The sequence below is a fragment of the Pseudomonas putida W15Oct28 genome (genome assembly GCF_000708715.2).
Lineage (GTDB): Bacteria > Pseudomonadota > Gammaproteobacteria > Pseudomonadales > Pseudomonadaceae > Aquipseudomonas > Aquipseudomonas putida_R.
In genome coordinates this window covers 65,407-76,011 of record NZ_JENB01000016.1, presented here as the reverse complement: position 1 = coordinate 76,011, position 10,605 = coordinate 65,407, and the positions used below count along the sequence as shown (strand labels likewise).

General features: G+C 54.9%; 8 protein-coding genes and 1 pseudogene. 2 read left to right on the top strand and 7 right to left on the bottom strand.

From position 1 onward, the window contains the following. Positions 1–80 precede the first annotated feature (80 nt). From AK81_RS28255 to AK81_RS13530, 5 genes and pseudogenes are all read right to left on the bottom strand, one after another. The gene (locus tag AK81_RS28255) at positions 81–1,871 is read right to left on the bottom strand and encodes a TIGR04141 family sporadically distributed protein (protein ID WP_081042067.1); all 1,791 of its coding nucleotides are present in this window, start codon (positions 1,869–1,871) and stop codon (positions 81–83) included. 126 nt (positions 1,872–1,997) lie between these two features. Further along, positions 1,998–2,291, bottom strand: coding sequence for a hypothetical protein (locus AK81_RS30425; protein WP_081042066.1), 294 nt, complete (start codon positions 2,289–2,291; stop codon positions 1,998–2,000). Beyond that, positions 2,288–3,267 (bottom strand): annotated as a pseudogene (locus tag AK81_RS13540) (integrase domain-containing protein). Before AK81_RS13540 ends, AK81_RS30425 begins: the two are co-directional and overlap by 4 nt. Positions 3,268–3,587: 320 nt before the next feature. Further along, positions 3,588–4,985, bottom strand: a complete 1,398-nt coding sequence (locus AK81_RS13535) for a YfjI family protein (protein ID WP_043199716.1) — start codon at positions 4,983–4,985, stop codon at positions 3,588–3,590. Positions 4,986–5,976: 991 nt separating this feature from the next. Next, entirely contained in the window at positions 5,977–7,233 is a 1,257-nt protein-coding gene (locus AK81_RS13530; protein ID WP_043199715.1) for an integrase domain-containing protein, read from the bottom strand. A gap of 425 nt (positions 7,234–7,658) precedes the next feature. Between AK81_RS13530 and AK81_RS13525 the strand changes: the two genes are divergently transcribed. Next, positions 7,659–8,465, top strand: a complete 807-nt coding sequence (locus AK81_RS13525) for an HNH endonuclease (protein WP_043199714.1) — start codon at positions 7,659–7,661, stop codon at positions 8,463–8,465. A 214-nt stretch (positions 8,466–8,679) separates the two neighbouring features. Here the strand turns inward: AK81_RS13525 and AK81_RS13520 are convergent, their stop codons facing one another. Both AK81_RS13520 and AK81_RS30420 read right to left on the bottom strand, forming a co-directional pair. Beyond that, a complete protein-coding gene (locus AK81_RS13520; RefSeq protein ID WP_003250694.1) occupies positions 8,680–8,943 on the bottom strand; it encodes a DUF3077 domain-containing protein in 264 nt (87 codons plus the stop codon). A 162-nt stretch (positions 8,944–9,105) separates the two neighbouring features. Beyond that, positions 9,106–9,348, bottom strand: a complete 243-nt coding sequence (locus AK81_RS30420) for a hypothetical protein (RefSeq protein WP_043199713.1) — start codon at positions 9,346–9,348, stop codon at positions 9,106–9,108. A gap of 411 nt (positions 9,349–9,759) precedes the next feature. Here AK81_RS30420 and AK81_RS13510 point away from each other — a divergent pair, with 411 nt between their 5' ends. Further along, entirely contained in the window at positions 9,760–10,476 is a 717-nt protein-coding gene (locus AK81_RS13510) for a hypothetical protein (protein WP_043199711.1), read from the top strand. Positions 10,477–10,605: the final 129 nt, after the last annotated feature.

The following is a 10,605-nucleotide window of genomic DNA, read 5'->3' as shown; positions in this document are numbered from 1 at the left end:
GGTGCTGCGCCTGCTGTATACAAAGAGGTGCGTGTACTCATTGAAATTGGATGTCTTGCCTTCATGAGTGGAGATTCAAGTCAAGGCCCGGACTTTGGCTGAAGAGGTTTCTTACGGACTGTTTTTTTCTTTGTAACGGCTGTTTTCTTTTTGGAGGCTTTTGCTGCAGTTTTTTGGGCGATACTAGCAAGGTGAGCGGCAGACTCCGGAATATGCATAAGCTTTACCACGTAGCCATATGAGCTGATGGTCTTCCCGTAGTTCTGTAAGGTCACTTTACTGAAAAAAGGTATATCTAGAGCTGTTGAAGCGGGGCCATCAATGATTGCGTAGATTACGTCATTGCCGCGTGCTTCGAAATTAACAGGGATTGCGTCAAATTTATTCTTTTCTAGTTGTAAGTTTACATCTTTTACAAAGCCTGGTTCTCTCACCATGAGGGTCGAAGCCACAAAACCTTGCGCGAAGAGATGGCTTAGCGTCGATGAACCACGGCCGCGTTTAACATGGATAAACTCCCCCCGCTCAGTTTGAGTTTTCACTCTGTAGATGTCACAGACCTCAACTTTATCATAGCTACCACCAAATTTTATCATTTGCCTGTCAAGCATTGCGTGGGAACTCTGGGCTTGAGCGCAAACGTACTCATTGTAGGGACCTTCGCCAGCATGCGAATACTCTGCGAAAGGTGGCGCGAACGGCTTTCTCGGTAGCTCCGAGAAGTATTTTTCCACCGCGGTCTGGAAAGATGCTTCTACCTTAAACCAGTTTCCTGTATTTAAAATATATAAGTTCGCATCGTGCTTGACTTCCGCGTAGAGGCATTTAAAAGCAGGAAATGGTCTAGGAGGGCTGCCGTTCGAAAGAATGAGAAAAATTTCGCGTCGTTTAAGGGTGTCTAAATTTGCTCCTTGTCTAAATGTAGACAAAAATCTTTCCAAATCTAGCACTGGGTCGATATCGTCATTGTCAGGTGTTCGTTTGTAAGCAAACCCTGTGACGGAGGTCCAGTCTATTATGTCTGGTATGGCGAGCCACATGTTTTTGGTTTGACTAGAGGATAGAGATTGCCAAAGTTTTGTGTCGAGTACTTCGGAAATGTCTTTGTCTTTGACCGGGAGTAAGTTTTCAACCCAAGAAAACTCGCTGGCATGTCCATCTGCATCTCTAGCAAGATAGTCTTTAGAGGTGGATCTCTCGAATGCCAGTTGCAGGAAGTCTCCTAGGTCAGAGAGATCTATCGCAACAGATGCCTTGAATGAATCAATCCCGGCTATTATTTTTCCAAAAATATCTGAATAGGCGCTTTTAGTGTGTCCTACTAGTCCGCGAAGCAAGTCCTGCTCAGCATTAATCATGTAGTCTGACACAGATGCTGCTTTGATCGTCTGTGTCCTGCTCAGTCGTGGGGATGCGTCGAATGTTTGACGATCAATTGATGCTATCTTGTCTGGTGAGACACTGTTTAGAACGACCTTTATACCAAATCTATCCTCGATTAACCTTGGCTCGATCAGATAGCGGCCATATCCAAAAGAGATAGCAAACTGGCGAGCGCCATTTTTCACAATCAAAATGGCCGAAATGCTCTTATTCGTCCATTTGGATGTTTTGACTCCTTTATCTAAACCCTTCTGAATGAAATTTAACCATTCTGGAGCGGCCTCTATAAAAGGTTTTCGAATGAAAAGAGTGCCATACTCCCCTTCAGGCCCAAGAGGATACTGTTCAGTGCCAATTTTTTTAGGTTTTCCATTGGAACCCATGGGGCTTGCTATGAAATCTTTATCCGTCCACTCAGAGGCCGAGTTCGATGCCTCTTTGAGTAAGTAAATATTCAGCGTAATCCGCTTGGGCTTTCCTGTGCTCATCAACGCTCCTCCTAAGCTTTGCGACCAAGTTTTTAGCTTTCGCTTGATAGCCCCATAGGTTTGGGGTATGGCCCTTGGCCATGCATCAGCTTACTTCAGAACCGGCGAAACTGTCAGCAGCTGCTTTCATGGATTTACTCGCCCGATCACCCTACGCGCTTGGCCGTTACCCATCCTCATCAAGATCAAAACGGCAGTAAGTCGATAGTAGTATCGGCTGGCTATAGAGTGATCCTTCAGGTAATGGTGAAGAAACCAGCGCACATGCTTTAGCTGCCAAGTCCACGGATTGTCTCGCTGCCATCGCCGTTGGATGGCTGCCTGCATGATTCGCGCTTGCCGTAGATGCCGTTGCTGGGTGCTCTTCGAACCGGCCTGGACTCCGCTGAGGAACAGCGCTATATAAAAAGGTTTGGTCATGATCGGCTACCAATGTAGGCCGACACCACATCAATCCGGTAGTGTCCAAGTTCAAGGCTGATCTGTTGACGCGCCCACCGATCAAGATCGCGGTCGATGTGGTAGCCGTGGCTGTCATTGACTGGTGCAGCACGGCTGGTGAGTTGCGTGTAACGTTCGCAAGCGTAGGCCGCGCGCAGTTCATGAAAGCCCTTTATCCCGTGCTTATGCAGAATTTCGCGAGCTGGGAGCACCGTTCGTTGCAAGAACGCGGTGTAGGCTTCGGCCTGGTGCAGTAAGTTTTGGCTGCCGATCGGCGATGCGTTGCGCGCCAATAAGAGTGAGGCTTTGACCTCTTCATTGGCGATGATCCAACGCGGCGCTGATGCCCCGCTTCGCCCGCCTTTGGTGCCGTCCTGGATATTGATCCGACCAAGCGACTCGGCCTCGTGGTGCAAGCGTGGAAGGTTTGCCAGGATCGCTTCGCGCAGGCGCATACCGGTAGTCCGGGTCAACATGATGATAGCGGCCACCCGTTCGTATTGGTGTTCCATCAGCGACAGCGCCACTCGCTGTACGTCTTGATAATCTTGCCCGTCCGGCGCACGGGTGCGTACGTTGGGCGGTGCTGTCCCAACGCCTGGCTCGGACTGATGACTCTCACGTCCTGATCACCGCGCAGCGCGGCGAGGGTTCGGTTAACGCTGCTCAGGCGGTTTTGCGCGGTGGCGATGCACAGTTCGCCTTGCTGGATCTGCTGGCGCAGGTATGCGACGTAGTCCTCCAGCGTCTGTCGATCAATCTGACGTGCATCGTTGTAACCGGGGCCGTCCTCCGATCGGCACCAGCGCACGAAGGCTTGCCAGCGATCGCTGTGTGCTTTGACGGTGGCGAAGTGGCCGCCGGCAAACAGATCTTCCAGTGCCTGCCTACCGGCGTAGCTCAGTTGGCGACCGTAGCCAAAGTTGCGACCGTCACGCCGACCGACCAGCGCCATTGTCTTCACCTTGATCATTGGTTTGTAGGAGCAGCAGTAGGGCTTTCCAGTGGGGGCCGATGGTGTCCAACTGTCCCCAGTGAGCTGGGCGGATGAGGAGGGTATTTTCGCGGCGTTGCAGCAAAGCCCCTTCTTCTTGCAACTGCTCGATAAGCCGAGCGAGGTCGGTTGACTCAGTTGTTGGAGCGGCGACAGCGGCGACACTGGCGACAACCCCCGCCGTATCTGGATTGGCACGTGGCGACAAAGTGGTGGCAGTGACAGCGACACACCGTAACTCGGTCGGCGAGCGATGTTGCGCTCGATAGCGGCGCACGGCGTCATTGAGTCGGAACATGGCGCACCTCGAATATGTCCCCGTCATTGTCCAGCCAGTTATGGGCAACCAGTTGCAGCAACAACTCGAAGGTGTGCCGCGTGCTTTTACGGGCAAAGCGGGGGCCGTTGCGCGTAAGGTCGCGCAGGCGAAAGGGTGGCCAGTTCTTCTTTATCAACCAGCGCAGCAGGCAATCAGCCTCTGCCCGAAGCTTATTCGGTGGTTCCTGCTCAGTCAGGCGTTGGTTCTCGGCCAGGTAGTAATCCATCAGCGTGGAGGCGCGCTGAATGTGCATGTCTTCCAATACAGTCGACTCCTCAACCACCGCCATCACACCAGCCATGCGTAGTACGTTCGCGGCGGCCTTGCTCGCTGCAGCTTGGACGTTGACCAACTCGCCGAACTCCCCAGACTCGCATTCAATGGTGTCGTGAATGGCAATCCATGCTTCACGGGCGCGGGGGCTTAACTCTAGGGTTACAGGGTTGAGGCCGCCGTCTCTATGGCGTGACCAAGGCTTCTGCATGAGCGCGGTAATCCGCTGCTGGTACAGGTGCACCTTTGGATCTCGGGTCAAGTCGATGGCTCTGTACAGCCGTTGTCCAACCAGACGCTCTGGCCAACTGATCAGACAGCGTCCCAGGATCCCCTGGTCTTTGATATCAGCGTCTTGTAGCAAGCGGTCTGCCAGGCGGGGTTGAAGCATCAAGTGCATGCTGAGGCGGCGATCATAGGCACGCAGACTTTCTCCAGTCATCGCGCGCGACCGATCAATCGGGCTACCGTCCCACAGCGTCGACAAGTGAGTGATCGCCTTGATCATGTTGTCCTTGCTCATGGTGCTGCCGCCCAAAAATTGCCCACCCTCATCGCTGAACAGCCCCATGCTGGGCAAGCCGTGGCACAGGCTTTTGATCAGGCCCTCAATGGTCGGCTCAGCAGTGAGCAGTCTTGGTTGAACAGGTTCAGGCAGGGCGTCCAGCGCTGGCTGTGCTGACTTTTTCGAGGTCGGTGACTTCGCGGTGAGACTCATTGCAACTCGGTGCGCCTTGAGTTGTTCGCCATAGGCGATCCACTGCTGTCTTTCCCAGTCACGTACGGCCTGCAGCGCAATATGGTCCACCGCGCTTTTGCGATCACCCGAGCAAGCCACCGTCAGCAAGTACAGAGACAACGGATAGATTCGACCGTCCAGGTGAACATTGCCGTGCGCTTGGCTCGCCAAAGCTGCCGTGGCTAAAACAGATTGCGCGGCCATGGCGGATGGCACACCGATCACATCGGCCATGCGTTCCACGGCAGGCCCCAATAGATCGCCCAGTGCCGCGACCGGGTAGGGTAGGGGCGTGATCTGCTGTTCCAACAAGGGGCGTGGTGGCCCTTGTACTTCGCGCAGTTGCATAGCCGTCCTCCATAAATTACCGATCTCTCCCTCACGTCATCCCGCCAAGAATGCTGAGTGTTATCAGGGATCAAGGCCCCTGCGACCTGTGAGGGTGTCCACTGACGCGGGACTGGCGGCTCCTTACGACCAGGAGCAAGGGCATCTCATGATCTGGCCTCCTGAGCACCGATAGCGGTGGGCGGGCGGAGGCTGTACTGGCTGACGAGACCAGCGCCGCGAGATCCTGAGCCGGGTGCAAGCAGCACTGCGATGACCGGGGCATGCCTGACTGTCAGTCAGGTGCAGTCCATTCCCTGGTCTGCGGCACCATCATCTACAGCGCTGTTGCTGTTGAGATCGGCGTTTGTCACGCCGATTGTCACGAGGGGGATTTCCGCAAAGCCAGGTGCGATCAGGGCTGCAGCAGTGTCAGGAGCGCCCGTCTCTTTTCTGGAAAAAGAGACGGGCACAAGTTGGCGCAAGAATCGGCCAGGCGATTAGGTTGCTGCAGGACAGCGCAGTACGGTGTAGCTGGCGCACGAGGGCCATGAGGTTAAAGAGCACCCATCACCGGGAAGGTGACCGGGCGAGCTGCCGGATGCTAATCGCCCTTGGGAGAACCACCGCATAAAGCGGCGTGACCTTGAAGGTTCGGGTCACCTGGGTGCTGCCAGCGGCAGCGTTTCGAGGCTTCTTTCTAGCGCCGGTGGGATGGCCGGGTCAATCAAGTTAGGCACTGCTCATTGCGCCAAAATTCGATAGCGGAAAGTGGTAGCTGTGAGTGGTGGTGAGTGGACGATGGGCCGTTTGTCGCCTTCTTGATGCGAGTCCCTGTGCATGGGAATGCGGAGCCTTCCCATGCACAGGGACTTTGCCTGAAAAGCGCAGAGCGAGCGGAGAATTGGCGACGGTCGCTATACCAGTCGCCATTCTGTACCCCACGTATTTCAACGTTTAGCGCCGTTGTCGCCGCTGTCGCCAAAACAGTCAGCTTGCGTTTGTAGCCGGGTCAGCGGATCGGCACTACGTTCTTGTCTCTGACTTGGCCATATGCTGAGGCGAGCAGGCTGCCGGTCGCGGCTTTCTGGATGTACTCACTCCACCAAGCCATCATCGGACGCCGGCGCTCGATGTAGTCGGCTCGGTTGTAGGCGCTGCGCACCTCATCCTTGTCTACGTGAGCTAGTGCGACTTCGATGAGCTCCGGGTCCCACCCATGCTCATTCAAGATGGTGCTCGCCATCGAACGCAGGCCGTGGCTGACCAAGCGATCCTGGAACCCCATGCGTTTCAACGCCATGTTGGCAGTCTGGCTATTGGCGTGGGTACGCGGATTTCTGTCTGACGGGAAGACGTATTCGCGATGGCCGCTGTGAGTCTTTAGTGATTGCAGCAGCGCGACTGCTTGATCACTCAACGGGATGCTGTGTGGGCGGCGCTTTTTCATTCGCTCCGGAGGGATGGTCCAAACACGCCTTTCAAAATCAATGTCTGCCCAGCGAGTAGTCGCCGCCTCGACGGGGCGAGTCATCGTGTGCAACTGCCATTCGATCAGGCATCGGGTGGTGCGCTTGATACTGGCGTTCGCGATCTCCAGCATGAGCTCGGGGAGCTCTTCTGGTGGAAGCGCAGCCATGTTTTCTTTTTTCGGTTTCTTGAACACCGCACGAATTCCATTGAGCGGATTCGCGTGTATCAAACCGGCGTTCACCCCATAGGTCATGATCTCGTTGAGTCGTTGGCTCAATCGCTTCACAGTCTCGAGGCTGCCTTTAGCCTCGATTGGGCGGAGGATTTTGATGACCATCGGGGCGGTGATTTCTGAAAGCGGTGTTGTCTTCATGCTCGGGAGAACGTGAAGGGTAAGCGATCGCCAAATGTCCTCGGCGTAGGCGGGGGTTACCGAGTCTTTCTTCAGCTCGAACCAGGCGGTGGCCACCTTCTCGAAGGTGTGCTCAGTCTCAGCAAGCTTGGCTTGCCTTACCTCATCACGTTGGACTTTGGGATCAATACCCAGGGCAAGCAGCTCGCGCGCCTCGACTGCTTTTTTCCGAGCATTGGCTAGTGAGAGGTCGGGGTAAGGACCGAGTGCCATGTTGATACGGCTTCTGGTCAACGGCTCGCGGTAATTGAAGTTCCACATCATCGAGCCGCTGGCTCTGACGCGAAGCTGTAGGCCGTCACCATCGCTGAGGACGAAATCTTTACCAGTTGCCTTGACCGCCTTGAGCTGGCGGTCGGAGAGGCGGGTTGCTTGAGTAGGCATGAGAGCTACCTCCGGCACCGTTTTGGTATCCTAAAAATAGCACCGGGTAGCCCGGGATACCACCTGGGATACCAAACCGTCTGGAACTCAAAAAACCTCTATGGCCCTCAAAAGCGCTGTAAGTCATTGATTTAACTGAGTTACAGGTACAAAAAAAGACGTCCGTGGACGTCTTTTATTGATCATCTGGTGGAGCCGGGGGGATCTGAACCCGCGTCCGTGGTTTGTTAACTTTATGCTGACTCGTACAGTGCGAGCTGAGGGTGCGGCGGCATCCGCTAAGTGCACCAACTAAAGGACATCGATGCCCGAGACGTAGCTCACAACGAGTCACACAACATTCAGCGGTTCGGTCAATTCTCATTGAGCCGTAGGAAATTTCCTCTTTTTTGGTAGGCTTTTGCAACCAGTCGAGAGGAAATGTAATGCCCTTCGTCATCGTTGAAAACGACACATCGCAATGGGAAGACGAGACAGGCGCTGTCTATCACTTCCCCAAACGCTACAAGGCCTGGCTTACCCAGGGAACTGAAGTGATCTATTACAAGGGGCGTATTAAGGACCAAGCCTTTGCTTCCGCACGACTTAGCGCCGCGCCGCATTACTTCGGCAAGGCACGCATCGGTAAGGTCTACGCGGACCCAAAGAGCGATAAGGGTGATCTTTTTGCGTTCGTCGAAAATTTCACGCCGTTTGAAGACGCTGTCTCAGCCAAAATCGACGGGCTGTACCTGGAGACTATTCCAGCTACCCGCGTCAAGAACTACTGGCGTGACGGGGTCCGGCCCATCTCCCAGGCCGATTACGATGCCATCTTAAGCCATGCGAAGCTCTTGCCTTCGCAGGCTGAAGCGGTCGTGTCGAATACCGAAGACGATGCATACACCTTTGAATCGTTCAGTGAAGGTAGCAAGACAAGCTACTTCGGAACCCGCTACGAGCGTAGAAAAGATCTGCGGTTGAAGGCCATTGCCTTCCACGGGCTTGATTGCAAGGCATGTGGCTTTGATTTCGAACTGGCTTACGGTGAGCACGCGAAGGGTTTTATTCACGTTCACCACGTAGTACCGATTTCGAAATTTGGTGGGGAGCAGGTCGTGAACCCTGAGACAGATCTAGTGACGCTTTGTGCTAACTGTCACGCGGTAATCCACCGCAAGCGAGACATGACTCTGAGCGTTGGTGAGTTGAAAGGGATGTTACGCGGGCGATGGGTCAGCGATTCGGTGTAGAGACCCGAGCGTGATTTAAGTCGATGGCCCTGCAGCGGACCTGTACAAATCGCGAAAGGTTTACTGTCAGCTTACCCGAGCCTTTGCGTCTCAGTCTTGATGTCGCGGTCTATGGAGCAGGATCTGGGATGGCTAAAGCAGGCCGTATAGTCGGATTGCCTCCGAGGCCGGGTTTGAATTAGGTCTCGAAGACATCCGTTGAGGAATAGGCAGTTCAGCGCATCATGCCCAGTTCGGCATCATCCATCAGCGCCTTGGCCAAGGCGCAGAGGTAGTGCGAAGCCCAGATCAGCTGTGGCTTGTCCTCCATCAAGCCGTCCAAGGTCATATCCCGTGCATAGCCCATCAGCTCCGAGGCCTGTTCGCGTGCACTCTGACAGGGGATGCCGGCCTCGATGCGGAAGAGGGGATGAGTCTGGTTTTCACCTTGGTAGAAGGTGGTTTTGCCGACGGTGAATTTGGTTTCTTCTGTGGACATTGTTCAATCTCCCCGAAATCTCTAAAGCCTGGGCTGGCCTCTCGCCGGCAAGCCAGCTCCCACAAATGCTGCGTAGGCTTCAAGATCTGCGGCATTGACCAGATCAATGTGGGCGCTCAGCTCTCCGGTGTTAGGGGGCCTAGGCGACACAGCAGTTAGGCTTCAGTGCGAAGTCAGAGGTCCAGTAGGCATCTGCACCTGGGCTATTGCAGATTCAAGTAAGGCTCGCAGCGTCTCCAGTTCATGCATCGAGGTCATCATCAAAATCGACGCTGGCGACTTGGGCTGCAACTGCATTGCGTGATGCACAACAGTGGCTGCGCATAACGCGTAATCTGTGGCCTGGATCAGGGTGTCTTCAAGGGAGAGAACGGTGTGGGGTGGATCAGGGACTATCTTCAGCATAAACCCTCTCAGTGCCTTAAGGGCTGCCGCAAACCCGCTGTCAAACGGAAGGGTGGCAGCTGTTTGTGGGTTGACAGACCGAGGGCACTGAGAATCCCGGCGCACACAAAGGTGCCCCACGCACAGCTGCCATAACTGGCATTGCACATGCTCTCAGTGAACCACGGTCTGTCAAAACCGTGCCGCCAATTGGTAGCGGCAGGTCGAGACTAGGACTCACGATATGGATGTGCAACGAAAACTAGGCGCAGGGAGTATCTTTGGGAAATGCCCTACAAGGAAGGGCCTATTTCTGATTTTTCGCACGATCACTTACCAAGTGTGCACGTAGCGATGATGGCAAACGGTCAGCATGGACTTCCGCCCCTCAGCCCTCGAAACTGCCCCCACGCAACCAGACCAAGGCCGGTCATGAATAACCTCAAGCGCACAACCTCCCTCCTGCTACTACTGGCCACAGCCTCCCTAACCGCCTGCGTCCCCTGGAAACGCGAACGTGCCGCCTACGCTGACCTCTGCGAATCCGAATTCCAGTTCAAAGTCCCAGGCCCGCAAGGCGCAACCACCCTCTACCTGGAAACCTACCTCTACGACCACGCCGCCCAGTGGGGCGAAAAGCGCTACGAGCAAGGCCTGCACGTGCAGTACTCGGGCGAGGAATACCCACGCGCGGAATTCTTCGTGCAGATGATCGCCTACAACAAGGACCGCCAGCGCCCGTCGACCGATTTCAAGCGTGGCGAACCGCCAATCCCGGTGCTCTACGACAGCCGTCAGGCCTACATCACTTTTGAAGACGGCTCACGCCTGAATGCACGGCCTGAGGTGTACGTGGGCCTCAACGATATCTACGACTATCCCTCTGTGAATGAGCGGGCTGCCAGGCCATCGCCGTACGACATCAACAGCGATGAAGTGCACCGGATGATTCCCAAACTCACCAACAACAAGCGCTACGGCTCGGCTTATGTGATCTTCCAGACGGACAAGCTGAACGCTGATTCCAAGTGGACGATCAACATGGGTAGCCTGCAGGTGCAGGGGCGAAATGTGGAAATTCCGCCCTTGCAGCTGTGTTATCACCCGGTGAAAAGATGGATCGGCATCGAGCCGCTTATGAAGCCCTGATAGCAGTGGTTGAAGGTGGCGAGTGCCTTTCTGGTTTTACTGGGAATCCCGGCCCACCCATCCCGCATGCCTGCAAACACGTTCAGGCGCGCTCAACTGTACATTCAGGTGAGCGCAGTTGCGGTTCGC

Excerpts from the sequence above, each read along its gene's own strand:
- AK81_RS28255 (WP_081042067.1), bottom strand. The coding sequence starts at position 1,871 with ATGAGCACAGGAAAGCCCAAGCGGATTACGCTGAATATTTACTTACTC.
- AK81_RS30425 (WP_081042066.1), bottom strand. The coding sequence starts at position 2,291 with ATGACCAAACCTTTTTATATAGCGCTGTTCCTCAGCGGAGTCCAGGCC.
- AK81_RS13535 (WP_043199716.1), bottom strand. The coding sequence starts at position 4,985 with ATGCAACTGCGCGAAGTACAAGGGCCACCACGCCCCTTGTTGGAACAG.
- AK81_RS13530 (WP_043199715.1), bottom strand. The coding sequence starts at position 7,233 with ATGCCTACTCAAGCAACCCGCCTCTCCGACCGCCAGCTCAAGGCGGTC.
- AK81_RS13525 (WP_043199714.1), top strand. The coding sequence starts at position 7,659 with ATGCCCTTCGTCATCGTTGAAAACGACACATCGCAATGGGAAGACGAG.
- AK81_RS13520 (WP_003250694.1), bottom strand. The coding sequence starts at position 8,943 with ATGTCCACAGAAGAAACCAAATTCACCGTCGGCAAAACCACCTTCTAC.
- AK81_RS30420 (WP_043199713.1), bottom strand. The coding sequence starts at position 9,348 with ATGCTGAAGATAGTCCCTGATCCACCCCACACCGTTCTCTCCCTTGAA.
- AK81_RS13510 (WP_043199711.1), top strand. The coding sequence starts at position 9,760 with ATGAATAACCTCAAGCGCACAACCTCCCTCCTGCTACTACTGGCCACA.